Origin of the sequence: Methylobacterium sp. E-041, from assembly GCF_022829665.1 — a bacterium.
Taxonomy (GTDB): Bacteria; Pseudomonadota; Alphaproteobacteria; order Rhizobiales; family Beijerinckiaceae; genus Methylobacterium.
Map to the genome: position 1 here is coordinate 74,443 of NZ_JAKSYQ010000121.1, position 25,097 is coordinate 99,539.

Sequence of the window (25,097 nt, forward strand, 5' to 3'; positions counted from 1 at the left end):
GGCTCAGCCCTCCCGCTCAGCCCTCCGGCTCTTCCCTGCCGCGCGCCCGACGCGCGGCCTGCGCCATCGCGATCAGCTCGCGCGCCGTGAGGCGGTGCGCCGTGGCCGTGCCGCGGTCGGCGGTGCCGACCGGCGGCGTGCGGGCGCAGCCGCTGGTTCCGATCCGCAGGTCGCGCGAGCGCCGCGTCGCCCGCAACCGGATCGCCTTCCGCAAGGCCTCGACCATCACCGTTCCCACCGAAAATCCCGTGGACATCGCCATAGCCAAGCTTGACCGTAAGCGACATTCTTGAAGGCGGATTTCCCTGCCCTAGCGCGGCCGGGATCGGCGTGGCCGACGACGCATCGCCGCCTGCAACACGCTGATGCCGCGTCAGTTCTGCGGCTTGTACTTGCTGTACTTGAAGTCCGGCGCGGCCCCGAGCTGCTCCTTGCTCATGTCGAGCGTGGCGGCGTAGCGCTCGCCGCCCGGGGACAGGATCAGCGCGGCCGGCTGCACCGCGACGTAGCGCGTGCCGACGCCGAGGAACCCGCCGATGTCGAGCACCACGGCCGTCAGGGTGCGCCCGTCCTCCATCACGAGGTCGACCACCGTGCCGAGCGCGTTGCCGGCATTGTCCGAGACCTTGATCCCGATCACGTCGGTGGTGAGGAAGCCGGCGGGGCTGAGCTTGTTGCGGCCCTCGGCATCCGCCTTCGATCCGGCGCGCTTGATCCCGACATCGGACGGACTGCCGCCCGCGCTGGTGCCCGGGCCGGTGCCCTGCACCACCATGCCGTCGCTCTGCGCCGGCTTGTCCTCCGGGCCGACGCCGGCGAGCGCCGGGAACACGAGCGCGAGCATCACGGGTGCGGCGAGCGCGCGGCGCAGGATCCGGGTCAAGCGATCTTCCTTCCGGTGAGGGCCGTGCGGCGGCCGTTGACCCCAAGGAACCGGATCCGTCACGCCGGGTTCCGGGCGGGCGTTGCGGCGGATCGCGCGGGCCCGCCGGCCATGACGAATCCGCGCGCCCTGTCTCGGGATCGTGGGCGACCTGCGGTCGCGCCGGTTTGCGGCGCGGGGCCGGACGTCTTAAGTCGCAGGTGCTCCCCGATACCCGCACCGCGGGTGCCTCGCACGCGGTGTGTCATGGCGACCGTCCTCGATCTCCTGAAGAACGATCCGCGGCCACCGCTTCCGGCCCGCATCCGCCACCCGGAGAAGGCGCACCGGCCGGACCAGCCGGTGCAGCTGCGCAAGCCCGACTGGATCCGCGTGAAGGCGCCGGGCTCCCCGGCCTGGGCCGAGACCCGGGCGATCGTGCGCGAGCACGGCCTCGTCACGGTCTGCGAGGAGGCCGGGTGCCCCAACATCGGCGAGTGCTGGGAGAAGCGCCACGCCACCTTCATGATCATGGGCGACACCTGCACGCGGGCCTGCGCCTTCTGCAACGTGCGCACCGGCCTGCCCAATGCCCTGGATCAGCACGAGCCCGACAAGATCGCCGACTCCGTGGCCAAGCTCGGCCTGCACCACGTCGTCGTCACCTCCGTGGACCGCGACGACCTCGCCGACGGCGGTGCCGAGCATTTCGCCCGCACCATCGCGGCGATCCGGCGGCTCAGCCCCGGCACCACCATCGAGATCCTGACGCCGGACTTCTTGCGCAAGGACGGCGCGCTCGAGGCGGTCGTGGCCGCCAAGCCCGACGTGTTCAACCACAACCTCGAAACGGTACCCGGCAACTACCTCACGGTCCGCCCCGGCGCCCGCTACTTCCACTCGGTGCGCCTGCTGCAGCGGGTCAAGGAGCTCGACCCCACGATCTTCACCAAGTCCGGCATCATGGTCGGCCTCGGCGAGGAGCGGAACGAGGTCGTGCAGCTGATGGACGACCTGCGCTCGGCCGACGTCGACTTCCTCACCATCGGCCAGTACCTTCAGCCGACCAAGAAGCACCACGAGGTCGTCCGCTTCGTGCCGCCGGACGAGTTCAAGGCGTTCGAGACCACCGCCTACGCCAAGGGCTTCCTGCTGGTCTCGGCAACGCCGCTGACCCGCTCGTCGCACCATGCCGGTGAGGATTTTTCGCGGCTCCAGGCCGCCCGCAACGCGCGGCTCGCCCCCGACACCCTCTCAGCCTGAGTCGTCATGCCATCCTTCCGGATCACCCGCTGGGTGCGTCACTCGCCCCAGCAGATGTACGACCTCGTCGCCGACGTGGAGCACTATCCCGAGTTCCTGCCGCTGTGCGAATCGCTGCGCGTGCTGCGCCGCCAGCCCGGCACCGGGGAGGGGACCGAGGTGCTCGTGGCCGAGATGGGCGTCGGCTACAAGGCGATCCGCGAGCGCTTCACCACCCGGGTCGGCCTCGACCGCCCGAACCTCAAGATCACGGCCGAGTACATCGACGGCCCGTTCCGGCATCTCGAGAACCGCTGGGCGTTCAAGCCCGGCCGCGACGGCGGCTGCGACGTCGACTTCTTCATCACCTACGAGTTCAAGAGCTTCGCCCTCGGCCTGCTGATGGGCAAGATGTTCGACCGCGCCTTTCGCAAGTTCACCGACGCGTTCGAGAGCCGGGCGGACCGGGTCTACGGTAGGGCCTGAGGCCGGCCGCGCCGGCGGCATCCGGTTGGGCATACCCGAGAGAAGGCCTGCTCGGCCGTCGGGCTGCGGAGCCGGGCGCGACCGGAGACGAAGAGGACGCGCTGGATCGTGCGCCTCACCGCGGATGCTCCGGGCGGAAGCCGAGGCCGACGATCCGGGCCGGGATGCGCTGAAGCCACGGCAGGCGGTCGAGCAGCCGGAGCGCGAGCGGCGGGCTGAGGCGCGCGTCCCCGTGGTCGAGCACCGGGGCGATGATCCGATCCTGGATCAGGCGCTGGACCCGTTGCGTCAGCCGCGTCGGAAGGCTTCGGCGGGCCTGGACCCGCGCGAGGTCGGCCTCGGCGAGGCGTCCGGCCCGCAACGGCCCGGCGAGCAGGTTGGCGGCGGCGACCGCATCCTGGATTGCGAGGTTAATGCCGACGCCGCCGACCGGCGACATCGCATGCGCCGCGTCGCCGATGCAGAGCAGCCCCGGACGGTGCCAGCGCTCCAGCCGGTCCACGGTCACCGTCAGCGTCCTCACCGCGTCGAAGGTCCCGATCTCGCCGGTGCGGTCGGCCAGGAACGGCGCGAGGTCGGCGATGCCGGCGCGGAACGCCGCGAGTCCGCGCGTGCGGATCGCCGCATCGCCGCCCTTCGGCACGATTGCGGCGCATTGCCAGTAATCGCCGCGATCGATCGTGATCAGGATGCGGCCCGCCCCGAAGCGACCGGCCGCGGCCTCCGGGTCTCCGGGGCGGCGCGACAGGCGGAACCACAGCACGTCGATCGGCGCCGCGAAGTCGCGCGGCACGAAGCCGGCCCGACGTCGCATCGCGGAATGCCGGCCGTCGGCGCACAGGACGAGGTCGGCGGCGATCGCGATCGCACCGTCGGGGCCGGCGGCGCGAACCCCGGCGATCCGGCCATCCGTCTCGATCAGCGACTGCCCCTCGGTCGCCATCAGCAGCCGGAAGCCGGGCAGCTTCCTCGCCTCGCGGCCGAGGAAGTCGAGGAAATCCCATTGCGGCATCAGCGCGATGAAGCGGTTCCGCGTCGCGAGCCGGCGGAAATCGGCGACGCGGAACGTCCGGCCGCCCATCACCGCCGATAACGTCTCGACCCGGCGCTGCGGCAGGGTGCGGAAGGCGTCGCCGAGGCCGAGATCGTCCATCACGGCCAGGGTCGAGGGATGGATGGTGTCGCCGCGGAAATCGCGCAGGAAGTCGTTGTGCTTCTCCAGCACCACGACCGAGACGCCCGCGCGGGCGAACAGCAGGCCCGCCATCATCCCCGCCGGTCCACCGCCGACGATGCAGATTTGTGCCGACAGGCTGTCCATGGAACCGCGCCTCCGGTTCGGCGGCGTTCGCCGCAGGACCGCTCCGATCAGGAGACACGAGCGCCCCGATCAGGAAACGAGCGCCGCCTCCAACAGGTCCAACGCATCGACGACGGCGCGACGTCGGATCTCGGCACGGCCGAGATCGCCGTAGCGCCGCTCCAGGTGGCGGACGCCGCCGCCGGTCGCCAGACCGAAATGCACGAGGCCGACGGGCTTGCCCGGGCTGCCGCCGCCGGGGCCGGCGATCCCGGTGATCGCCACCGCCACGTCGGCCCGCGACGCCGCCAGCGCGCCGCCCGCCATCGCGCGGGCGACCGCCTCGCTGACGGCGCCGTGCGCGCCGATGAGTGCGGTGGGCACCCCGATCGCTTCGGACTTGGCCTCGTTCGAGTAGGTGACGAAGCCGCGCTCGACGACCGCCGACGAGCCGGGCACCGCCGTCAGCAACCCGGCGACGAGCCCCCCCGTGCAGGATTCGGCCGTCGCGATCCGGGTGCCGGCCTCGGCGTAGGCCCCGACCAGGGCGGTGGCGCGGGCGAGGAGGGCGTCGTCGAACATCGCGCGAATCCCATTTTCGTTCGAAGCGGCCTTCGGATCATCGCAGCGGACGCGCGTCCGCCCAACCGTCAGCCCTGGCGCATGGCCGTCTCGGCCTGGGCGTCCACCGGGCTCGTCTCCACCTCCTCCGGCAGGCGGATGGTCGCGGCGGCCTGGGCCGCGAGGCCTTCCGAGCGGCCGACGAAGCCGAGCTTCTCCGTGGTCGTCGCCTTAATCGACACTGCGGTCAGCGGCACGGCGCAGATCTCGGCGATGCGGGCGCGGATCGTCTCGCGGTGGGCGCCGATGCGGGGCGCTTCCGCCAGCACCGTGATGTCGAGATGGTCGATGCGGCCGCCGCGGTCGCGCACCAGCTTGCAGGCATGGGCCAGGAACCGGTCCGACGACGCCCCGCGCCACTGCTCGTCCGAGGGCGGGAAATGGGTGCCGATGTCGCCGTCGGCGATGGCGCCGAGCAGCGCGTCGGTGAGGGCATGCAGCGCGACGTCGCCGTCGGAATGGGCGAGCACCCCGCGGTCGGCCGGGATCTTCACCCCGCCGAGCCAGACATGGTCGCCGTCGGTGAAGGCGTGCACGTCGAATCCGGTGCCGAGGCGGGTCACGTAGGTCGTCATGGCGATGTCCTTCGCACTGTCCTTCGCCGTCTCCTCGCCCGAGCCGGAAAAGGCCCGGTCGGCCTCGATCAGGTCGGAGGGTTGGGTGATCTTGCGGTTCTTCGGGTCGCCGGCGAACACCACCACGGCGAGGCCGGCCCATTCGGCGAGGGCGCCGTCGTCGGTGAAGCCGTGCAGGCCCTCGGCGGCGGCGGCGCGGTGCGCGTCACGCAAGGTCCCGAAGGCGAAGGCCTGCGGCGTTTGCACCGCGCGCAGGTGCTCGCGGGCCGGCGTCTCGCGCACGCGGCCGATGCCGCCCTGCTCGTCCACGAGCTTGATCGTGTCGGCGACGGCCACGCCCGGCACCGCCGCGCCGTGGTCGCGCCCGGCGGCGACGGCGCGGGCGATCAGCCCGGCATCGACGAAGGGCCGGGCCGCGTCGTGGACGAGGACCACGTCCGGTGCGCCCGCCGCCGCGAGCGCTTCGAGCCCGGCTCGGACCGAGTCCTGGCGCGTCGCCCCGCCCTCGACCGGCGGCAGCAGCTTCTCGGCGATGGCGGGCGCGAGCTCGGCGCGGCAGGTGTCGTAGAACGCGGCCGCGTCGGCGGCGATCACCACCTGGATCCGGCCGATCACGGGGTCGCGGCCGAGGGCGTCGAGGGTGCGGGTGAGGACCGCCTGCCCGCCGACGCGACGGTACTGCTTGGGCATCCCGCCGCCGATGCGGATGCCGCGACCGGCCGCCACGACGACGGCGGCGACGCTCGATCCGGGTTCGGACATGCCTGGGGGTTTCCGTCGTGCCGGGGCCGAGACCGCCTGCCATGCGGCCGGTTCGGGTCCTCAAAAATCTGCCTGTCGTTTATGCGGGGGATGAAGCGAAATCAAATCGCGCGGTTCCCCGCCCAACCCTCGCCCGGGGGCTTGCGCCGGGCTGATTTTGTCTATTTGTTGTGCAGAATGATGGCTGATCATTATTTGAGCGTCCTGCGAGGGGAGCGCTCGGTCGATCCGGTGGCGCTGCTGGCGCCGCTGTCGGGCGTCACCGACCTGCACATGCGCCGCATCGCGCAGGGTGCCGGCGCGAGCGCGGTGGTGTCGGAGATGGTGGCGGCGGCCGAGTTCGCGCGCGGTTCGGAGGAGGCGCGGCTCAGGGCGGAAGGGTCAGGCATCGCGCCGCACATCGTCCAGCTCGCCGGCTGCGCCCCCGAGCCGATGGCCGAGGCCGCCCGGATCGCCGCCGCGAACGGCGCCGACGTGATCGACGTCAACATGGGCTGCCCGGCCAAGATCGTCACCGGCATCGCCTCGGGCTCCGCGCTGATGCGCGACCTCGACCATGCGGCCCGCCTCCTCGGCGCCGTGCGCGAGGCGGTGTCGATCCCGGTGACGGTGAAGATGCGCCTCGGCTGGGACCACCACGGCCTGAACGCCGCGGAGCTCGCCCGCCGGGCCCAGGCACTGGGGCTGAACGCGGTCACCGTCCACGGCCGCACCCGGCAGCAATTCTACAAGGGCAGCGCCGACTGGGCCGCGATCCGGCCGGTCGTCGCGGCGGTGTCGATCCCCGTCATCGCCAACGGCGACGTGACGGACCTTTCCAGCGCCCGGGCGTGCCTGGCGGCCTCGGGTGCTGCCGGCATCATGGTCGGCCGCGCGGCGGTCGGGCGGCCCTGGCTCGTCGGCGCCCTCGCCGCGGGGCTGGCCGGGCGCCCGGTGCCGACGCTGTCGCAGTCGGCCCGGGCGGGGCTGGCGGCGGCGCATTATGCCGGGCTGATCGCGCTTTACGGTGCAGCGATGGGCGTGCGTCACGCCCGCAAGCATCTGGCGGCCTATGCCGACGCGGCGGGCGGCCTCGATGCGGCCGAGCGCACGCGGCTCCTGACCACCACCGACCCGGAGGTGGCGGACCGGCTCCTGCGCGCCGCCTTCGAGGCCGCCCCGGCGATCGCGGAGGCCGCATGAGCGACGGGGAACCCAGGGACGAGGCGATGCCGATCGGTCTCGACCCCGCCGCCAAGGAGCCCGCGGCGAAACCCCGCGGCATGCCGAGCGCCGAGGCGGTGATCAACGCCCTGCCGTTGCCGGTGCTGACCATCGACGCGGACGACCGCATCATGCACTGCAACCACGCGGCCGAGACGTTCTTCGACTATTCCGCCCGGCTGATGCAGCGGCGCCGGCTTCGCGACATCATCCCCTTCGCCTCGCCGATCATCGCGCTGGTGGCGGAGGTGCGCCGGCGCGGGTCCAGCGTCAGCGAGTACCGGGTCGAGCTGACACAGCCGCGCTCGGGCGCGGAGCGCAGCGTCGACGTGTTCGCCACCGCGCTCGGCGACGACGGCGAGGCGGTGGTGCTGATGCTCCAGGAGCGCACCATCGCCGACAAGATGAACCGCCAGCTGACGCATCGCGGCGCGGCGCGCTCGATGGTGGCGCTCGGCGCGATGCTCGCCCACGAGATCAAGAACCCGCTCGCCGGCATCCGCGGCGCGGCCCAGCTGCTCGAGCAGTCGGGGCCGGAAGAGGACCGGGTGCTGACCAGCCTGATCTGCGAGGAGACCGACCGGATCGTGCGGATCGTCGAGCGGATGGAGCTGTTCGGCGACGAGCGCCCGGTCGAGCGCGGCCCGGTCAACGTGCACGGCGTGCTCGATCAGGTGAAGCGCTCGGCGCAATCCGGGTTCGGGCGCCACATCCGCTTCGTCGAGACCTACGATCCGTCGCTGCCGCCGGTGCTCGGCAACCGCGATCAGCTCGTGCAGGTGATCCTGAACCTAGTGAAGAACGCGGCGGAAGCGATCGGCGCCGACGCGGTCGACGGCGAGATCACCCTGTCGACCGCGTTCCGCACCGGCCTGCGGCTTCAGGTCCCGGGCTCGCGCGAGCGCGTCAGCCTGCCGATCGAGGTGGCGGTGCGCGACAACGGCCCGGGCATCTCGGCCGAGCTGCTGCCGGATCTGTTCGACCCGTTCGTGACGACGAAGGCGCAAGGCTCCGGCCTCGGTCTTGCATTGGTCGCGAAGATCGTCGGCGATCATGGCGGCATCGTCGAGTGCGATCCCGCGCCCCGCCGCACCGCCTTCCGAATCCTCCTGCCCATGTCGAGCGCCCGCGACGGGCGCGAAGCGGTCGCGGAGCCCGAGTAAGAGTCATGCCCAACGGCCACATCATCGTCGCGGACGACGACGCCGCCATCCGCACCGTCCTCAACCAGGCGCTGTCGCGGGCCGGCTACGAGGTCCGCTCCACCGGCAACTGCGCGACCCTGTGGCGCTGGGTGGCGCAAGGGGAGGGCGACCTCGTCATCACCGACGTGGTGATGCCCGACGAGAACGTGTTCGACCTGCTGCCGCGCATCAAGCGGGTGCGGCCGGAGCTGCCGGTCATCGTCATGAGCGCGCAGAACACCTTCATGACCGCGATCCGCGCCTCCGAGCGCGGCGCCTACGAGTACCTGCCCAAGCCCTTCGACCTGAAGGAGCTGATCGCCATCGTCGGCCGGGCGCTGTCGCGCCCGCGCGGCACGGCCGCCGCCGCCGCGCCGCCCGACAACGAGGACATCCCGCTGGTCGGGCGCTCGCCGGCGATGCAGGAGATCTACCGGGCGCTCGCCCGGCTGATGCCGACCGACCTGACCGTGATGATCACCGGCGAGTCCGGCACCGGCAAGGAGCTGGTGGCCCGCGCGCTCCACGATTACGGCCGCCGGCGCACCGGCCCGTTCGTGCCCGTCAACATGGCCGCGATCCCGCGCGACCTGATCGAATCGGAGCTGTTCGGCCACGAGAAGGGCGCCTTCACCGGGGCGCTGCAGCGCTCGGCCGGCCGCTTTGAGCAGGCGGAGGGCGGCACGCTGTTCCTCGACGAGATCGGCGACATGCCGATGGAGGCGCAGACCCGGCTGCTGCGCGTGCTGCAGCAGGGCGAGTACACCACCGTCGGCGGCCGGGTGCCGATCAAGACCAACGTCCGCATCATCGCGGCGACCAACAAGGACCTGCGGATCTCGATCCAGCAGGGCATCTTCCGCGAGGACCTGTTCTTCCGCCTGAACGTCGTGCCGCTGCGGCTGCCGGCCCTGCGCGAGCGGTCCGAGGACGTGCCCGACCTCGTCCGCCACTTCTTCATCCAGGTCGAGCGCGAGGGCCTCACGCGGAAGATGCTCGACGGCGAGGCGATGGAGCGCTTGAAGCGCTACCGCTGGCCCGGCAACGTCCGCGAGCTGGAAAACCTCGTCCGGCGGCTCGCCGCCCTCTACCCGCAGGAGACCATCACCGGCCCGGTGATCGAGGCGGAGCTCGACACGCTGCCGCTCAGCCCCCCGGCCTCGGCCGGGAACGGCACCGCGCGCAAGGCCGGCGCCGACAACGAGACCCTGTCCGGCGCGGTCGAGCGCCACCTCTCGGACTACTTCTCTGGATACCGCGACACGCTGCCCCCGCCCGGCCTGTATCACCGGATCCTGCGCGAGATCGAAGGCCCGCTGATCGGCGCGGCGCTCGCCGCCACCCGCGGCAACCAGATCCGCGCGGCGGAGCTTCTGGGCGTCAACCGCAACACCCTGCGCAAGAAGGTGCGCGACCTCGACCTGCAGGTGTTCCGAACGGCGCGCTAGGCCGGACGGGTAGCGGCGCGCGCCGCGTCAGACGTACATCGCGATGGCCGATTGCAGCATCTCGTTGACGGTGCTGATCACCTTCGTGTTGGAGGAATAGGCCTGCTGCGTCTCGATCATCTTGGAGAACTGGTCCGAGATGCTCGCATTCGACTGCTCGACCGAGCCGCCGGTCACGGTCGCGCCGTTCAGGCCGAAGCTCGGCGCACCGGTGCTCGCGGTCGCGACGAAGGCGCCGCCGTCGAGCGAGGCGAGCGTGTCCCGCGCGCCGAACTGGGCCAGGGCCAGGGTGCCGAGCGCCTGGGTGCTGCTGTCCGACAGGGTGCCGGTGAGGGCGCCGGCGGGCGAGACCGACAGGCTGGAGAGCGCGCTCGTGGCGGTGGTCGGCACCTGGACCGGCGCGCCCGTCGAGGCCCCGGCGAACAGGTAGTACCCGGCCCCGTTGACGAGGTACCCGCTGGCATCCGGCGCGAAGTCGCCGCGCCGGGTGTAGGCCAGCGCCGAGCCGAAGCTCGGCGCCGACGCGGTCCCGAGATTCTGCCGGACCACGAAGTAGCCGTCGCCGCCGATCGCGAGGTTCGTCGCGATGCCGGTCGACGCCACCGTGCCCTGGAGCCCCAGGTTCGACCGCGTGCTGATCGCGACGCCGCCGGCGGGCTGCGTCCCGGCCTCGGTCTGCGCCAGCATGTCGGCGAAGCTCGTATCCGTGCTCTTGAAGCCGGCCGTGGTGCTGTTGGCGATGTTCCCCGAGATGTTGTTCAGCGCGAAGGATTGGGCCGAGGTCCCGGTGATGGCGTTCGAGAGCGCATCCATCAGGCTCATCGCGGATCTCCTTCAGGGAACGGCCCGGTGCAACCGGGCCCGACCAGAACGTCGGCCGACCATTCCCCGGCCACCCTGATTTGAGGATTTCATCGTTAATACGTGGTGTGTAACGATTTATGTCTCGATCTGGCATGAGCTCGCCCTGGATGCGAAGCTCGACATCTTGGAAACATTTGGAAACGACTGAACTAGCGGGGCTCGGACACCCGCACCTGCACCGACTGCCACGCGCCCGGCTTCGAGAACGAGGTCAGCCGCAAGCCGATGTTCGACGGGATCGACGTCGACCGGGTGACCAACCTCTACGGCACCGGCATGACCTGGGACTACGTGCGGCGCCTGCGCGGCCTCGTGAAGGGCAAGCTCGTGCTCAAGGGCATTGTCACGAGGGAGGACGCGAAGACCGCGCTCGACCACGGCGTCGATGCGCTGATCGTGTCGAACCACGGCGGCCGGGCCGAGGCGAGCCTGCAATCCACGATCGGCGTGCCGCCGGAGATCGTGACGGCGGTGAACGGCCGCGTGCCCGTGCTGATCGACGGCGGCTTCCGCCGCGGCACCGACGTGCTCAAGGCCCTGGCGCTCGGCGCCACCGCCGTGTGCATCGGCCGCCCCTCCGTCTGGGGGCTGGCCGCCTTCGGCGAGCCCGGGGTCGCCGCCGTGCTCGCCATCATGCAGCGCGAGTTCGAGACGATCATGCGCCAGGTCGGCGCCACCACGACCGCCGGGATCGGCGCCGCGGCGTCGACCGGGCCTGACACGCGCCGCGCGGCCGGCCCCGTCCCTCGGGCGGCGGGGCCGGCATTTGACAATCCCGGCCGCATCATCGACACCGCCGGCCGTCTGGGCATCGACCGAACGACGAGGCCGGTTGCCGGTTCCGGAGCCGCGCATGACCGCCTTCTCGGCCCCCTCCTTCCGTTCCGCACCGCGCTCATGATCCCCAGCCAAGCCGCGCGGCGACCCGTCCCGGCCACGCGGCCCGTCCCGGCCACCGGGCCCGGCTTCGCGTTCGGCGACTTCCTCCTGAGCACCGTGTCGGCGAGCCACGCGCGGGCCTGCGCCTGGCTGGTGGCGCTCTGCCTCGTCTGCTTCCTGCCCGGCCAGATCTCGCTCCAGCCGATGGACCGGGACGAGCCGCGATTCGCCCAGGCCTCGAAGCAGATGCTCGAGACCGGCGACGGCGTCGACATCCGCTTCCAGGGCGAGGCCCGGCACAAGAAGCCGGTGGGCATCTACTGGGCCCAGGCCGCTTCGGTGGCGGCCGGCGAGGCGCTCGGGGTGCCCCAGGCGCGAACCGAGATCGCGCTCTACCGCATCCCCTCGCTCGTCGGCGCGACCGCCGCCGTGCTCCTGGCCTACTGGGCGGCGCTCGTCTTCCTGCCGCGGCGCGGCGCCTTCCTCGCGGCCGCCCTGTTCGGCGCCTGCCTGATGCTCGCGGCGGAGGCGCATCTCGCCAAGACCGACGCGCTGCTGACCGCGTGCGCGATCGCGTCGCTCGGCGCGCTCGCCCGCGCCTGGCTCGGGCGATCCGGCCCCGGCCCCTCGACCGCGGGGCGGCTCGCGTTCTGGCTCGGCCTGGCGATCGGCATCCTGGTGAAGGGGCCGATGGTGCCGCTCTTCGTCGGCCTGCCGATGCTGGCCCTGTCGTGGAAGGCGCGCTCCGGCCGCTGGATCCTGGCGCTGCGGCCGTGGTCCGGCCTCGCGATCGTCGTCGCGGTCGTCGCCCCGTGGTTCCTGGCGATCGCCTGGCGCAGCGGCAGCGCCTTCTTCACCGAGGCGGTCGGCCACGACATGCTGGCCAAGGTCGGCAGCGCCAAGGAGAAGCACTGGGCGCCGCCCGGCACCTACGCGCTGGTGTTCTTCGCGACCTTCTGGCCCGGTGCCGCCTTCGCGGCTCTGGCGATCCCGTTCGCGTGGCGCCGTCGCCGGGACGATGCGGTCGCGTTCCTGGTCGCGTCGATCGTGCCGGCGTGGCTGATGTTCGAGGCCGTGCCGACCAAGCTGCCGCACTACGTCCTGCCGCTGATGCCGATGGTGGCGATCCTCACCGTGCTGGCGCTCCGGGCCGGCGCCCTCGATCCGACGCGGCGCGGCGCGCGGGCGATGGCGCTGCTGGTCCCGGCGATCCCGATCGGGCTGACGATCGGCCTCGCCGTGGTCGCGTGGCGCCTGGACCGGGTGCTGCCCGTGCTGTCGCTGCCGCTGCTCGGGGCCGCCTGCGCGCTCGCGCTGGCCGCCTGGATGGCCTATGCGCGGAACGGCGCCGAGCGGGCGATGGTGTTCGCGATCCTCTCCGCCTGCGTGCTCTCGCCCGCGGTGCTCGGGCTGGCGCAGACCGAGATCCCGGCGCTGAAGGTCTCGAACCGGCTCGCCGCGATCCGCGACGCGCTGCCGTGCCGGCCGCAGGTCGCGAGCCTCGGCTACCGCGAGCCGAGCCTGGTGTTCCTGATCGGCACCGAGCTCGCCACCCCGAACACCGGCGCCGACGCGCTGGCCTTCCTCCATGCGGGCGGCTGCCGCCTCGTCTTCGTCGAGCAGCGCTCGGCCGCCGACTTCGCCGATGCCTGGCCCGTCGGCGGCGTCGGCCCGAAGGCGGTGGGGCAGGTGTCGGGCTTCAACATCAACGCCGGCCGCCGGGTCGACCTCACCGCCTACGCGGTGACGCCCACGGCTCAGACGGTGACCCCATGAACGCGACGTCTCCCCGCCTCAGCATCGTGGTGCCGGTGAAGAACGAGGCCGGCAACATCGCGGGGCTCGTCGCCGAGATCGAAGCCGCCTGCGGGGCGCTGGCGCCCTTCGAGGTGATCTACGTCGACGACGGTTCCACCGATGCGACGCCGGCCGCGCTCGACGCCGCGCGTCAGGGCCGGCCCTGGCTGCGGGTGCTGCGCCACGCCCGCAGCGGCGGGCAGTCGGCGGCGGTGCGCAGCGGGGTCGCGGCGGCCGCCGGCCCGATCGTCGCGACGCTCGACGGCGACGGCCAGAACGACCCGGCCTTCATCCCCGTCCTGGTGGCGGCGCTGGAGCAGGCGGGCGAGGGGACGGGCCTCGCCCAGGGGCAGCGCAAGGGCCGCAAGGACGGGCGCTTCAAGATGATCCAGTCCCGCATCGCCAACGGCGTGCGCGGGCGGATCCTCAACGATTCCACCCGCGACACCGGCTGCGGCCTCAAGGTCTTCCGCCGCGCGGTCTACCTGCGCCTGCCGTACTTCGACGCCCTCCACCGCTTCATGCCGGCGCTCGTGGTGCGCGAGGGCTTCGCGATCGTGCACCGCGACGTGGTCGACCGCCCGCGCTTCACCGGCGTCTCGAACTACGGGCTGTTCGACCGCCTCTGGGTCGGCCTGCTCGACTTGGCCGGCGTGTGGTGGCTGATCCGCCGCAAGCGTCCGACGCCCGCCGTCACCGAGGTCTGATTCCGATGCTGATCCAGTTGGCGCGAGACCTGCCGGACTACTTCTACGACGTGTTCGTGACGCGGTTCGACTTCTGGCTGGTCTTCGGCATCGTCGCGCAGCTGGTCTTCGGCTCGCGCTTCATCCTGCAATGGATCGCCAGCGAGCGGGCGGGACGGAGCGTAATCCCGCTGTCGTTCTGGTTCCTGTCGATCGCCGGCGGAATCATGACCCTGGTCTACGGCTTCGTGCGCCGCGAGCCGGTGATCATCATCGGCCAGGGCCTCTCGACCGGGATCTACCTGCGCAACCTCGCCCTGATCTTCCGCAACCGGCGCGGAACCGAAACCAAGGCGGGCTGAACCGGCATTCCCGCGCCCGAGCCGACCGGCCCGAGGCCGGTACGGGACCGAGCCCTGCCGCGTCGCAGCCGGGTCCGCTCGGGGATCAGCGCCGCAGCGAAGACGGCCGCGGCAGCTGCCAAAGGTCGTCGTGGGACTCGGAGAACCGGGCGAGATGCCGATCGGCGTAGAGGCAGAGGAAACCGAGGGCGCAGGGCAGCCCGAACAGCAGAACCATCATCCACGGCATAGCGTCGACGTCTCATCTGAGAGCGGAAGCCGCGCGGCTCTCGTCGACGCGGTGCACAATGGGTAATGCATGTTAGGAACGCGTCAAGGCATCCTAGGACACGACGCCTAGTTTTGGCACCACAGCGTTAAGCGCGCGACACCGCGATGCCGCGCTTGATCCCCCGTCGCGCCCGTGCTCGTCTCGCCCCACCCACGCGCCGTTCGGAGCCCGATGCCACAGGACGATGCCCGCCACCCGCTCCCGCCGTTCCACGACGACCTCGACGCGGCCTTCGCCGAAGCGTGGCGGCTGCTGGCGGACGGGGTCGCGCAGGGACGGAGCGCGTTCCACGCCCCGAGCTTCGCGACGCTGGACCAGGCGGGCCGCCCGCGCAGTCGCACGGTGGTGCTGCGGGAGGCCGATGCCGCGACCGGCACCCTGCGCTTCCACTGCGACCGCCGCTCGGACAAGGCGGCCGAGGTCGCGGCCAACCCGGCCTGTGCGCTCCACGCCTACGACCGCGCGGCGAAGATCCAGATCCGGATCGAGGGCAGCGCGGGTCTCCACGTCGACGATGCCGTGGCGGACGCGGCCTGGGACGGCTCGCGGGCGATGAGCCGGGTCTGCTACGGCATCGCGCCCGCGCCCGGCACCGCGCTCGATGCCGGCGGCGGCTACGCAGTGCCCGACGAGGCAGCGGCGCTGACCGTCGGCCGTCCGAACTTCGCCGCCGTCCTCGTCCGCGCCGACGCCCTCGACTTCCTCTACCTCGACCGTCGCGGCCATCGCCGCGCCGGCTGGCGCCGCGACGGGGAAGGGTGGCGGGGCGAATGGCGGGTGCCGTGAGGGCGCCTCAGCCCGCCGCCCGCAACCGCGCGAACCCGGCGTCGAGATCGGCCTTCAGGTCCGCGACGTCCTCGAGCCCGATGTGGAAGCGCAGGGCGGGACCGCCGGGGGCCCACTGCGTCGCCGTGCGGTAGGGCCTGCAGTCGAAGGGAATGACGAGGCTTTCGAAGCCGCCCCAGGAGAAGCCCATCCCGAACAGCTCCAGGCCGTCGAGCATCGCGGCGAGGGCGGTCTCCGAGACGGGCTCGAGGACCACGCCGAACAGACCCGATGCGCCGGAGAAGTCGCGCTTCCAGATCGCGTGGCCGGGATCCTCGGGCAGGCCGGGATGGAGGACGCGCAGCACCTCCGGCCGCTCCTGCAGCCAGCGCGCCATCTCGAGGCCGGCGCGGCCGTGCTCGCGCAGCCGCAGGTTCATGGTACGCAGGCCGCGGAGCGCCAGGAACAGGTCCTCGGGGCCGGCGCAGGGGGCGATCTGGTCGAAGGTCCGCCGCACCGCCGGGAAATGCGCGGCGTTGGCCGAGGTCAGGCCGAGAAGCAGGTCGGATCCGCCGCTGAGATACTTGGTCCCGGCCTCGACGGCGATGTCGACGCCGCGCGCGTGCGGCGGGAACAGCAGCGGCGTCGCCCAGGTGTTGTCCATGATCACGGTGCCGCCGCGGGCGTGGACCGCGTCGGCGATCGCCGGCACGTCCTGCATCTCGAAGCTCTGCGAGCCCGGCGCCTCGACCAGCACGGCCTTGGTGTTGTCACGCATCAGCCCGGCGATGCCGGCGCCGACCAGCGGGTCGTAATAGGTCGTCTCGACGCCGAAGCGGGCGAGCAGCCCGTCGCAGAAGATCCGGGTCGGGCGGTAGGCGGAATCGGTGACGAGCAGGTGGTCGCCGGCCGAGACCGAGGCCATCAGCGCGACGGTGAGCGCGCACAGGCCCGAGGGCGTCGCCACCGTGCCGGCAGCGCCCGCCACCTCGCTCCAGGCATCGGTCAGCGCGTCCATCGTCGGCGTGCCGCTGGTGCCGTAATTGTAGCGGCCGCGCCGGTGCACGATGTCGTCGTAGGTCGGGTACAGCACGGTGGAGCCGCGATAGATCGGCGTGTTGACGAACCCGTGCTGCGCCGACGGATCGCGCCCCGCATGGACGAGGCGCGTCGCGACCCCGAACGATTCGGCGGTCTTGGACGAAGGCTTGGACATGGGCGCTTTGGCTCTCGGGCTGCGATCGGACGACGAAGCCCGGCAACCCGGCGGAGGTCAAGCGTGCGCCCGGGCCGCCCTTTCGATCAGTCGGCGTCCGTGACGGTGGCCTCCTCGTAGGCCTGCAGCCAGGCGGTGCGCTCCTCCGAGCCCTCCGCGTAGGGGCAATCGTCGATCGGCTTGCCGTAGAGGCGGGCGTTGCGGCCCTGGATGAACGGGCTGTCGCTGGCGGTGGCCTGGGCGTTCGCTTCGGGTTTCATGGGATCTCCTTGTGAGGTGTCCCTTCGTTAACGGCCTTGGGCCATCCTCGGCTCCGTCGTCGTTCGCGTTGCCGGAACCCGTCGCTTGCGTATCCTGCGTCTCCTCGCCGCCGGCGTCTCGGCCGGCGCCTCGATCCTCGTGATCGGGTTCGTCTGCGCCGACCGGCTGGCCCACACGGTGCCGAGCCCGGTCGCCCGCATCGTCCTGCCCGAACCTTCGGCGACCGGATCGATCCCGGCGCCGGTGAAGCCGGTCGCGGCCGTGAAGCCGGCACCGGCGAAGATCCCGAACGGGTTCGACACCGAGCGCCTGAACGCGCTGATGCGCGGCGACCCGATCCTGCCGACGAAGCGCTGACGTCGCGGGCGGGGCGGATGCCTGCTCTGCGCCGCCGGGCCTGACCGAAGCGGCCGGCGCGGGCTAGATCGCCAGGACTTCTCCGCGCCGGATGCCGGCGGACGCGATCGGGACGGACACCGTGGGCCTCGTCTACGCGCTCGGCGCCTATCTGAGCTGGGGCCTCGTCGTCCCGGTGCATTTCCGGCTGCTCTCGGGCTTCTCCCCGAGCCACATCCTGGCGGTGCGCATCCTGTGGTCGTGCCTGTTCGCGGTCGCGCTGGTGCTGCTGTGGCGCAACCGGGTGCGCACCCCGTTCCCGTTGCGGCCCCGGCACGCGCTGCTCTTCGTCTCGGCCGGGCTGATCGGCGTGAACTGGCTGCTGTACCTGCAGGCGGTGAACAGCGGCCACCTGCTCGATGCGAGCCTCGGCTACTACATCAACCCGCTGGTCAGCGTGGCGCTCGGCGCCGTGGTCCTGCGCGAGCGCCTGCGCCCGCTGCAGCGGGTCGCCGTCGGCATCGCCGCGGCCGGGGTCGCCATCGCCGTTGTGCTGGCCGGCACGTTGCCGCTGGTGGCGCTCGAGCTCGCGATGAGCTTCGCCCTCTACGGCCTGGTGCGGAAGGTGGTCGGGGTCGACCCGGCGGTCGGGTTCCTCGCCGAGACGCTGATCCTGACGCCGGCGGCCTTCGTCTGGGTGCTGCTGTCGCCCGAGCCGGCCCTGCCGCCCGATCCGCGGGACTTCGCCCTGCTGGCGCTGACGGGGGTGACGACGGCCCTGCCGCTGATCTGGTTCGCGGCGGCCGCAGACCGCCTGCGCCTCGCGACGCTCGGCCTGATGCAGTACATCGCCCCGACCTGCCTGCTGGCCTTGAGCGTCCTCGCCTATGGCGAGCACGTGGCGCCGCACGCGATCCCGATGTTCGGGCTGATCTGGCTGGCGCTGGCGCTCTACGCCTTCGACCTTCTCCGCGCCGGCCGGGCGGCGCGAGCGCATGGCGTGCCGGGCGAAACCGCCGCGCCGAACCCGGGCGCGATGCGTGTATAAGGCCGCTTCGTGCCCGGCATCCGCCGCGGGAAGCCAGTCCGAGTGTTGCGATGAGTGATCCCAGCGAGCCTGCCACGGTCACGCAGGCCGACTACGAGAACCTCGCCGAGGCGCTGCCGCAGCTCGCCTGGATCGCCACCGCGACCGGCGACATCATCTGGTACAACCGCCGCTGGTACGACTACACCGGCACGACCCTCGCGACGATGCGCGGCTGGGGCTGGCGCGACGTCCACCATCCCGACCACGTCGAGGCGGTGACGGAGCGCTTCAAGGCGGCGATCGCCGGCGGCGACGCCTGGGAGGACACCTTCCCGCTGCGGGGCAAGGACGGCACCTTCCGTTGGTTCCTGTCGCAGGCGATGCCGCATCGGGACGCGGCGGGCCGGATCCTGCGCTGGTACGGCACCAACACCGACATCACCCACAAGCAGGAAGCCGAGGACCGGCTGCTGCAATCCGAGGAGCGGTTCCGGGCGCTCGTCGACGCCTCCACGGCCGTGATCTGGAACACCGACGCCGCCGGCGCCCTGCTGCCGCCGCAGCCGCGCTGGAGCGCCTATACCGGCCAGTCCGAGGAGGCCTTCCAGGGCTGGGGCTGGATCGACGCGGTCCATCCCGACGACCGGGCGCATGCCGCCGAGGTCTGGGTCGGCTGCATCGAGGCGCGCACGCCCTACGCCGTCGACTACCGCCTGCGCCGGCACGACGGGCAGTGGCGCGACATGGAGGTGCGCGGCGTGCCGGTGCTCGCCGCCGACGGCTCCTTGCGCGAATGGGTCGGCTCCAACACCGACATCACCGACCGGAAGGAGGCCGAGGCCGAGGTCGAGCGGGCGCGGCAGGCCGCGGAGGCCGCCAACCTCGCCAAGAGCCAGTTCATCGCCAACATGAGCCACGAGCTGCGCACGCCGCTCTCGGCGGTGATCGGCTACTCGGAGATGCTCGGGGAGGAGCTCGAGGATATCGGGCAGGCCGCCCTGCTGCCCGACCTGCGCAAGATCGAGGCGGCGGCCCGCCACCTGCTCTCGCTCATCAACGACGTGCTCGACATTTCCAAGATCGAGGCCGGGCGCATGACCGCCTCGGCCGAGCACTTCACCGTCGCCGACCTGATCTCGGACGTCTCCGACGCCACCGGCTCGCTCGTCGAGAAGAAGGGCAACCGCTTCGTCCTCGACCTCGCCGACGACCTCGGCGCGATGCACCAGGACCAGACCAAGATCCGCCAGTGCCTGCTCAACCTGATCGGCAACGCGGCCAAGTTCACCGAGAACGGCACGATCACCCTGAAGGTCGAGCGCCAGCGCGAGGCCGGCGCCGACTGGTTCGGCTTCTCGGTGGCCGATACCGGGATCGGGCTCACCGAGGAGCAGATCGGCCGGCTGTTCGAGCGCTTCGCCCAGGCCGACGAATCGACCACGCGGCAGTTCGGTGGCACCGGCCTCGGCCTCGCCATCACCCGCGCCTCCTGCCGCACCATGGGCGGCGACATCGGGGTGACCAGCGTGCCCGGGCAGGGCTCGACCTTCACCCTGCGGCTGCCGGCGATCCTGGCGGTCGAGGACGAGGGGCAGGTCGCGGCCGAGCTCGCCGTGCCCGCGCCGGTGCACGCGCACGAGGAGCACGACGCGGTGCTGCTCGTCGACGACGACCCGGCTGCGCGCGAGCTGCTGCAGCGCTTCCTCGAACGCGAGGGCTTCCGCGTCCGCACCGCGAACGACGGCCGCGCAGGGCTGACGCTGGCGCGGGCCTTGAAGCCGCGCGCGATCCTGCTCGACGTCGAGATGCCGCGCATGGACGGCTGGGCGGTGCTGCACGCCGTGCGCAACGACCCGGAGCTCGCCGGCATCCCAGTGATCATGACCTCGGTGGTGGCCGAGCAGGGCCTCGGCCAGGCGCTCGGCGCCACCGACTACTTCGTCAAGCCGATCGACTGGGACCGGCTCAAGGGCCTGATGGACCGCTACCGGCCGGAGGGCGTCGAGGCCCGCGTCCTCGTCGTCGACGACGACGCGGACGCCCGCGAGCGCCTGCGCCGGACGCTCGCGCGCGACGGCTGGAGCGTCGACGAGGCCGAGAACGGCCGGGCGGCGCTGGAGCATTTCGAGGCGCAGCGCCCGAACCTGATCCTGCTCGACCTGATGATGCCGGAGATGGACGGGTTCGGGTTCCTGCGTGCGCTGCGGGCGCGGCCCGACGGCGACGTGCCGGTGGTGGTGCTGACCGCCAAGGAGATCACCGACGCCGAGCGCAGGAGCCTCCAGGCCCAGGCGGACCGGGTGATCGAGAAGGGGTCCTTGAGCCTCGCTGAGATCGGCCGGCAGTTGCGCGTGCTTTACGCGCGCGAGGTCTCCGCGCCGGTGCCGAAGAGCATGCAGGGGCTCCTCGACGCGCTCGCCGCGCGGGAGCGCTAGCGCGCGGATCGGCGCACCGGCGGAACCTTCCGCCGGCCCGCCCCTTTGCACTCCCGGCACGCGCCCGTCGCGGCGGGGCCTTGGAGCGCGCCCATGAATCCCATCGTCGTCGTCGCCCTGATCTGCGCCTCGTCGGTCCAGGTCCAGGATTGCAGCCGGGACAACGCCCTCGACGTGGTGACGGGCCCGGCCCACACCCTGCAGGAATGCCTGATCCAGGGCCCGGTGCTGGCCGCCAATGCCGGCCTCGGCAACGGCAAGGACAGCTACGTGAAGACACGCTGCGAGCCGCGCCGCTGAGGATCCCGCCCCGATGAGCGACGACGTCGATCCCGAGCGTGCGGTGATGATCCGGCTGCGGGCCCGCCTCGCGGTGGTCGAGCGTGCGGCCTGGTTCGGGATGGTCCACGCGATGCGGACCCGTCCGGCCGAGGTCGAAGCCTACATCGCCGCCGAGCGCGACAAGTGCGCGACCGGGTTCGCCGGCCCGAAATGGGCGCGCGACCTCACTGATGCCGAGCGCGCGATGCTCGGAGCGGAGGTGGATGCCGGCCTCGCGCAGTTGCTGCAGGACGCCCGCGACGAGGCCTAAGCCCGCCGCCCTACGCGCCCGATCCGAACCGGTCGCGCCAGGCCGGCGGAAGGCGGTGCGCTCCGGGCAAGGACGCCGCCACGTACACCCCGATCGCGACGGCACGGGCCAGCACCTGGGCCGCCATGTCGCCGAGGCGCGCCAGGTCGCCGATCGGGTCCGCCGGCGCCACCGCCCCCGTCGCGACGGAGAACACCACGTCGCCGTCGAGGGGCGTGTGCACCGGCTGGATTGCCCGCGCGAGGCCGACCTGCGCCGCCACCGCGAGGCGCCGGCACTGCGCCTTGGTCAGCGCCGCGTCGGTGGCGACCACCGCCAGCGTCGTCGCGGCGCCGGGCAGGCCGCGGACGGGAAAGGCGAGGGCGTCGTCCGGCATCGCGCCGGGCCAGCCGAGGCCGCCGAACTCCGCCGCCCGCTCGAACGGCGCCGCCCAGAAATGCGGGCCGTCGCCGACCGTCACCCGGCCGAAGGCGTTGACCGCCGCGAGCGCGCCGACCCGGAAGCCGGTGCCCGGAACGTCGGCCGAGGCCGAGCCGATCCCGCCCTTGAGGTTGGCCGTGCGCGCGCCGGTGCCGGCCCCGACCGAGCCGAGCGCCACGTCCTCCGAAGCCGCTTGGGCCGCCAGGAACCCGAGCTCGCGATAGGGCGGATAGCGGCCCCACGCCTTGTCGCCGCCGTTGAGCAGGTCGAACAGGATCGCGCCCGGCACGATCGGCACCCGCATCCCGCCGACGGGAAAGCCGCGCCCGTTCTCGGCGAGCCACGCCACGACCCCCGCGGCGGCGTCCAGCCCGAAGGCTGAGCCGCCCGACAGCACCAGCGCGTCGATGCCCTCGACGGTGCGCTCGGGGTCGAGCAAATCGGTCTCGCGGGTGCCCGGCCCGCCGCCGCGGACGTCCACCGCCGCCGTGACCGGCCGGTCGAACACCAGCGCGGTGACGCCGCTGGCGACCCGTGCGTCCGCGGCGTGGCCGACCCGGATGCCGGCGATGTCGGTGATGGCGTTCCGCATGGATGGCAGCATGCCACGATCGCGCGCGGGCCGCACGGCTTGAGCGGCGATGCGGGCGGGTGCAGGATCGCGACGATGCCCCAGGACGTCCTCATCCGCCCCGTCGCCCGCGCCGACCACGCGCAGTGGCTCCCGCTCTGGGAGGGCTACAACCTGTTCTACGAGCGCGTCGGCCCGGCGGCGATCCCGCCCGCGGTGACGCAGGCGAACTGGGAGCGGTTCTTCGACGCCTACGAGCCGATGCACGCGCTGGTGGCCGAACGCGAGGGCCGGCTGATCGGCCTGACGCACTACCTCTACCACCGCACCACCACGGCCACCGCGCCGTTCTGCTACCTGCAGGACCTGTTCACGACGGCCGACGCCCGCGGGCGGGGCGTCGGCCGCGCGCTGATCGAGGCCGTCTACGTTGCGGCGCGCCGCGCCGGATCGCCCCGGGTCTACTGGCAGACGCACGAGACCAACGCGACGGCGATGCGGCTCTACGATCAGGTCGGCGACCGCTCGGGCTTCGTGGTCTACCGCAAGTCGCTCTGAACCCGTCGTGCACCGCGACCCCGCGCCTGTGGACGCGCGGCGCGCCGGACGCATCGCGAAGGGTGCTCGCGTGTTAACGGGAGGCTCGGGATTTCCCGCGGCGTGCAACCGGAGCGACGATGGCGTTCGGCATCGAGATGGGGCTCGGGCTCGACGGGCAGGGCATCGGCCAGCCGGCCCGCCTCGACCTGGAGGAGCTGCTCGCGACGCGCCTGCTCGTCCAGGGCAATTCCGGCTCGGGCAAGTCGCACCTGCTGCGCCGCCTGCTGGAGCAGAGCGCCGGCCACGTGCAGCAGGTGGTGATCGACCCCGAAGGCGACTTCGTCACTCTCGCCGAGGCGCACGGCCACCTCGTGGTGGACGGAAGCCACGGGGAGGGCGACCTGCAGGCGATCGCCGCGCGGGTGCGCGGGCACCGCGTCTCGGTGGTGCTCGACCTCGAGAGCCTCGACATGGAGGCGCAGATGCGCGCCGCCGCCGCCTTCCTCGGCGGGCTGTTCGAGGCCGAGCGGGCGCATTGGTATCCCTGCCTCGTCGTGGTCGACGAGGCACAGATCTTCGCGCCGGCCGCCGCCGGCGACGTCTCCGACGAGGCCCGCAAGATCGCGCTCGGTGCGATGACCAACCTGATGTGCCGCGGGCGCAAGCGGGGCTTGGCCGGCATCATCGCGACGCAGCGGCTGGCCAAGCTCGCCAAGAACGTCGCGGCCGAGGCCACCAACTTCCTGATGGGGCGCACCTTCCTCGACATCGACATGGCGCGGGCCGCCGACCTGCTCGGCCTCGACCGGCGCGGCGCGGAGCGTTTCCGCGACCTGGCGCGGGGCGAGTTCGTGGCGCTCGGGCCGGCGCTGAGCCGCCGTCCGCTGGCCCTCCGCATCGGTCCGGTCACCACCTCGTCGCGCGCGGCCTCGCCGACCCTGATCCCGCTGCCGCAGGCGGCGGACGCGGACCTGCGCGCCCAGATCCTGGCGCCGGCCGAAGCCGGCTTCGCCTACCCGACGCGGGCGTCGCGGGCGCCGGCGACGCCGCGCGTCAGCCCCGCCGACCTGATGCGGGAGCTCGCTGCCCACCGTCCGGAGCCGGCCGCCGCCCCGCCCGTGCTCGACGAGGCCGAGAACCGGGCCGGCTGCGAGGCGATCCTGCGCGGGCTGGTCGCCGAGCCCGAGGCCGGGCGCCAGTCCGTCGCCGTGGTCTACCAGGACTTCCTGGTCCGCTGCCGGATGCGCGGCCTCGACGGCGAGCGCGTCGGGCTCCAGGCCTTCCGCCGCTCCCTGAGCGTGGCACGGGCCGGGATCGATGCGGCGCCCGCCGCGACCGACGGGGACGAACGCTGGACGCAGGCGCAGGAGGCCGCCGCCGGGATGCCGGAGGAGGTCCAGGGCCTGTTCCTGCTGCTGGCGCGGGCGGCGCTCGCGGGCGAGCCCTGTCCCGGCGATGCTGCGCTGGCCCGGGCCATCGGCAGCCGCTCGCCCGGCCGCGCCCGGCGCCTGCTCGGCTACATGGAAAGCCGCAACGCCATCGTCGGCCGCGTGGACTTCTCGAAGAATCGCATCATCGCCCTGCCGGCGCTCGGCTGCGAGACCGCACCGGGCGACCCGAAGGCGGACGTCGCCGAGCCGGCGGCGGCGGACGCCCCCGATCCCGGGGCTAGCTGGGGGCTGTTCGCGGCGGAGTGAGGGTTTTGCCGCGAACGCGAGACGCTTGGGGTCAGCCTGCGCTGAGCCGCATCAGCTCCGCGATCAGGGTCCTCGACGACTCCGCGACGCTCAGCCCGTCGGTGACCAAGGTCATGTCGGGGTCGAGCGGCGCCTCGTAGGGCGCCGAGATCCCCGTGAAGTTCGGGATCGCGCCGGCCCGCGCCCTGTCGTACAGGCCCTTCGGGTCGCGCGCCTCGCACACCGCCAGTGAGGTGTCGATGAAGACCTCCAGGAACGGGATGTCGCCCGCGATCTGCCGCGCCGTCGCGCGCTCGGCGCGGAACGGCGAGATCAGCGACACGATCACCACCAGTCCCGCCTCCGCCATCAGGCGCGCGGTCTCGGCCGCCCGCCGGATGTTCTCGGCGCGGTCGGCCGCGGTGAACCCGAGGTCCCGGTTGAGGCCGTGGCGCAGGTTGTCGCCGTCGAGCACCATGGCGTGCCGCCCCGCCTCGGTGAGCGAGCGGTCGACGGCGTTGGCGATGCTCGACTTGCCCGCCCCCGACAGCCCGGTGAACCAGGCGATGGCCGGGCGCTGGCTCAGGCTGCGCCAGCGCGTCTCGCGGGGCTGAAGGGTCTGCCAGGTCAGGTTGTCGGCGCGGTGCGACGGGTCGGGCAACGGCACAATCCTCGGGCCAGCTCTCGCATCCCCCCGCCCCCTCGGGGATCCG

At 72.5% G+C, this 25,097-nt stretch carries 26 protein-coding genes and 1 pseudogene; 17 read left to right on the forward strand and 10 right to left on the reverse strand.

Annotation, left to right across the window (positions count from 1 at the left end):
- Nucleotides 1–16: 16 nt before the first annotated feature.
- Entirely contained in the window at nucleotides 17–256 is a 240-nt protein-coding gene (locus MKK70_RS11205) for a hypothetical protein (RefSeq protein WP_147858770.1), read from the reverse strand.
- Between the two features lie 117 nt (nucleotides 257–373).
- Complete coding sequence (locus tag MKK70_RS11210; RefSeq protein ID WP_147728943.1) at nucleotides 374–883, reverse strand: PRC-barrel domain-containing protein; 510 nt, start codon at nucleotides 881–883, stop codon at nucleotides 374–376.
- A 246-nt stretch (nucleotides 884–1,129) separates the two neighbouring features.
- Between MKK70_RS11210 and lipA the strand changes: the two genes are divergently transcribed.
- Together lipA and MKK70_RS11220 are read left to right on the forward strand one after the other, a co-directional pair.
- Entirely contained in the window at nucleotides 1,130–2,125 is a 996-nt protein-coding gene (gene lipA, locus MKK70_RS11215) for a lipoyl synthase (RefSeq protein WP_147728942.1), read from the forward strand.
- A gap of 6 nt (nucleotides 2,126–2,131) precedes the next feature.
- Nucleotides 2,132–2,590 (forward strand): type II toxin-antitoxin system RatA family toxin, encoded by a 459-nt coding sequence (locus tag MKK70_RS11220; RefSeq protein WP_147843149.1) that lies wholly within the window; start codon nucleotides 2,132–2,134, stop codon nucleotides 2,588–2,590.
- 115 nt (nucleotides 2,591–2,705) lie between these two features.
- Here MKK70_RS11220 and MKK70_RS11225 read toward each other — a convergent pair whose 3' ends face one another.
- The 3 genes from MKK70_RS11225 to MKK70_RS11235 form a co-directional block, all read right to left on the reverse strand.
- Nucleotides 2,706–3,911: an FAD-dependent oxidoreductase gene (locus MKK70_RS11225; protein WP_243947693.1), complete on the reverse strand. Its 1,206-nt coding sequence runs from the start codon at nucleotides 3,909–3,911 to the stop codon at nucleotides 2,706–2,708.
- A 69-nt stretch (nucleotides 3,912–3,980) separates the two neighbouring features.
- The gene (locus tag MKK70_RS11230) at nucleotides 3,981–4,472 is read right to left on the reverse strand and encodes a CinA family protein (protein WP_243947695.1); all 492 of its coding nucleotides are present in this window, start codon (nucleotides 4,470–4,472) and stop codon (nucleotides 3,981–3,983) included.
- Nucleotides 4,473–4,540: 68 nt separating this feature from the next.
- Nucleotides 4,541–5,848, reverse strand: a complete 1,308-nt coding sequence (locus MKK70_RS11235) for a bifunctional 2-C-methyl-D-erythritol 4-phosphate cytidylyltransferase/2-C-methyl-D-erythritol 2,4-cyclodiphosphate synthase (RefSeq protein ID WP_243947697.1) — start codon at nucleotides 5,846–5,848, stop codon at nucleotides 4,541–4,543.
- A gap of 177 nt (nucleotides 5,849–6,025) precedes the next feature.
- On the opposite strand from MKK70_RS11235, the gene dusB reads away from it, so the two are divergent.
- The 3 genes from dusB to ntrC are packed head-to-tail and all read left to right on the forward strand — an operon-like array spanning nucleotide 6,026 to nucleotide 9,683.
- Nucleotides 6,026–7,030 carry a tRNA dihydrouridine synthase DusB gene (dusB, locus tag MKK70_RS11240; RefSeq protein ID WP_243947699.1) on the forward strand — a complete coding sequence of 335 codons (1,005 nt, stop codon included), beginning with the start codon at nucleotides 6,026–6,028 and terminating at the stop codon, nucleotides 7,028–7,030.
- A gap of 26 nt (nucleotides 7,031–7,056) precedes the next feature.
- Nucleotides 7,057–8,214, forward strand: a complete 1,158-nt coding sequence (locus MKK70_RS11245) for a two-component system sensor histidine kinase NtrB (protein WP_243947781.1) — start codon at nucleotides 7,057–7,059, stop codon at nucleotides 8,212–8,214.
- Between the two features lie 5 nt (nucleotides 8,215–8,219).
- Nucleotides 8,220–9,683 carry a nitrogen regulation protein NR(I) gene (gene ntrC, locus MKK70_RS11250; protein ID WP_147728390.1) on the forward strand — a complete coding sequence of 488 codons (1,464 nt, stop codon included), beginning with the start codon at nucleotides 8,220–8,222 and terminating at the stop codon, nucleotides 9,681–9,683.
- 27 nt (nucleotides 9,684–9,710) lie between these two features.
- Here the strand turns inward: ntrC and MKK70_RS11255 are convergent, their stop codons facing one another.
- The gene (locus MKK70_RS11255; RefSeq protein WP_243947701.1) at nucleotides 9,711–10,505 is read right to left on the reverse strand and encodes a flagellar hook basal-body protein; all 795 of its coding nucleotides are present in this window, start codon (nucleotides 10,503–10,505) and stop codon (nucleotides 9,711–9,713) included.
- Between the two features lie 267 nt (nucleotides 10,506–10,772).
- On the opposite strand from MKK70_RS11255, the pseudogene MKK70_RS11260 reads away from it, so the two are divergent.
- From MKK70_RS11260 to MKK70_RS11280, 5 genes and pseudogenes are all read left to right on the forward strand, one after another.
- A pseudogene (locus MKK70_RS11260) lies at nucleotides 10,773–11,234 on the forward strand (alpha-hydroxy-acid oxidizing protein); the annotation flags it as partial.
- A gap of 210 nt (nucleotides 11,235–11,444) precedes the next feature.
- Nucleotides 11,445–13,202, forward strand: coding sequence for an ArnT family glycosyltransferase (locus tag MKK70_RS11265; RefSeq protein ID WP_409568265.1), 1,758 nt, complete (start codon nucleotides 11,445–11,447; stop codon nucleotides 13,200–13,202).
- Complete coding sequence (locus MKK70_RS11270) at nucleotides 13,199–13,930, forward strand: glycosyltransferase family 2 protein (RefSeq protein WP_147858776.1); 732 nt, start codon at nucleotides 13,199–13,201, stop codon at nucleotides 13,928–13,930. Before MKK70_RS11265 ends, MKK70_RS11270 begins: the two co-directional genes overlap by 4 nt.
- Nucleotides 13,931–13,935: 5 nt before the next feature.
- Nucleotides 13,936–14,271 (forward strand): lipid-A-disaccharide synthase N-terminal domain-containing protein, encoded by a 336-nt coding sequence (locus MKK70_RS11275; RefSeq protein ID WP_147727719.1) that lies wholly within the window; start codon nucleotides 13,936–13,938, stop codon nucleotides 14,269–14,271.
- Nucleotides 14,272–14,713: 442 nt separating this feature from the next.
- A complete protein-coding gene (locus MKK70_RS11280; protein WP_147727720.1) occupies nucleotides 14,714–15,328 on the forward strand; it encodes a pyridoxamine 5'-phosphate oxidase family protein in 615 nt (204 codons plus the stop codon).
- 7 nt (nucleotides 15,329–15,335) lie between these two features.
- Here the strand turns inward: MKK70_RS11280 and metC are convergent, their stop codons facing one another.
- A complete protein-coding gene (metC, locus tag MKK70_RS11285) occupies nucleotides 15,336–16,523 on the reverse strand; it encodes a cystathionine beta-lyase (RefSeq protein WP_243947703.1) in 1,188 nt (395 codons plus the stop codon).
- An 86-nt stretch (nucleotides 16,524–16,609) separates the two neighbouring features.
- The gene (locus MKK70_RS11290; RefSeq protein WP_243947705.1) at nucleotides 16,610–16,783 is read right to left on the reverse strand and encodes an Rmf/CrpP family protein; all 174 of its coding nucleotides are present in this window, start codon (nucleotides 16,781–16,783) and stop codon (nucleotides 16,610–16,612) included.
- An 85-nt stretch (nucleotides 16,784–16,868) separates the two neighbouring features.
- Here MKK70_RS11290 and MKK70_RS11295 point away from each other — a divergent pair, with 85 nt between their 5' ends.
- The 5 genes from MKK70_RS11295 to MKK70_RS11315 all read left to right on the forward strand — a co-directional run bounded on the left by MKK70_RS11295 (nucleotide 16,869) and on the right by MKK70_RS11315 (nucleotide 21,177).
- Nucleotides 16,869–17,141, forward strand: a complete 273-nt coding sequence (locus MKK70_RS11295; RefSeq protein WP_243947713.1) for a hypothetical protein — start codon at nucleotides 16,869–16,871, stop codon at nucleotides 17,139–17,141.
- Nucleotides 17,142–17,262: 121 nt separating this feature from the next.
- Nucleotides 17,263–18,168: an EamA family transporter RarD gene (rarD, locus tag MKK70_RS11300; protein WP_147727726.1), complete on the forward strand. Its 906-nt coding sequence runs from the start codon at nucleotides 17,263–17,265 to the stop codon at nucleotides 18,166–18,168.
- A gap of 50 nt (nucleotides 18,169–18,218) precedes the next feature.
- Nucleotides 18,219–20,585, forward strand: coding sequence for a response regulator (locus tag MKK70_RS11305; protein ID WP_243947715.1), 2,367 nt, complete (start codon nucleotides 18,219–18,221; stop codon nucleotides 20,583–20,585).
- 93 nt (nucleotides 20,586–20,678) lie between these two features.
- Nucleotides 20,679–20,885 (forward strand): hypothetical protein, encoded by a 207-nt coding sequence (locus tag MKK70_RS11310; protein WP_147727724.1) that lies wholly within the window; start codon nucleotides 20,679–20,681, stop codon nucleotides 20,883–20,885.
- Nucleotides 20,886–20,898: 13 nt separating this feature from the next.
- Nucleotides 20,899–21,177 (forward strand): hypothetical protein, encoded by a 279-nt coding sequence (locus MKK70_RS11315; RefSeq protein ID WP_243934846.1) that lies wholly within the window; start codon nucleotides 20,899–20,901, stop codon nucleotides 21,175–21,177.
- A gap of 10 nt (nucleotides 21,178–21,187) precedes the next feature.
- On the opposite strand, the gene MKK70_RS11320 is transcribed toward MKK70_RS11315, so the two are convergent.
- A complete protein-coding gene (locus tag MKK70_RS11320; protein WP_243947783.1) occupies nucleotides 21,188–22,189 on the reverse strand; it encodes a P1 family peptidase in 1,002 nt (333 codons plus the stop codon).
- Nucleotides 22,190–22,264: 75 nt separating this feature from the next.
- Here MKK70_RS11320 and MKK70_RS11325 point away from each other — a divergent pair, with 75 nt between their 5' ends.
- Both MKK70_RS11325 and MKK70_RS11330 read left to right on the forward strand, forming a co-directional pair.
- Entirely contained in the window at nucleotides 22,265–22,726 is a 462-nt protein-coding gene (locus tag MKK70_RS11325) for a GNAT family N-acetyltransferase (RefSeq protein WP_243947717.1), read from the forward strand.
- A 119-nt stretch (nucleotides 22,727–22,845) separates the two neighbouring features.
- Nucleotides 22,846–24,405 (forward strand): ATP-binding protein, encoded by a 1,560-nt coding sequence (locus MKK70_RS11330; RefSeq protein ID WP_243947719.1) that lies wholly within the window; start codon nucleotides 22,846–22,848, stop codon nucleotides 24,403–24,405.
- A 31-nt stretch (nucleotides 24,406–24,436) separates the two neighbouring features.
- Here MKK70_RS11330 and cysC read toward each other — a convergent pair whose 3' ends face one another.
- Nucleotides 24,437–25,045: an adenylyl-sulfate kinase gene (gene cysC, locus MKK70_RS11335; RefSeq protein WP_243947729.1), complete on the reverse strand. Its 609-nt coding sequence runs from the start codon at nucleotides 25,043–25,045 to the stop codon at nucleotides 24,437–24,439.
- Between the last annotated feature and the right edge of the window lie 52 nt (nucleotides 25,046–25,097).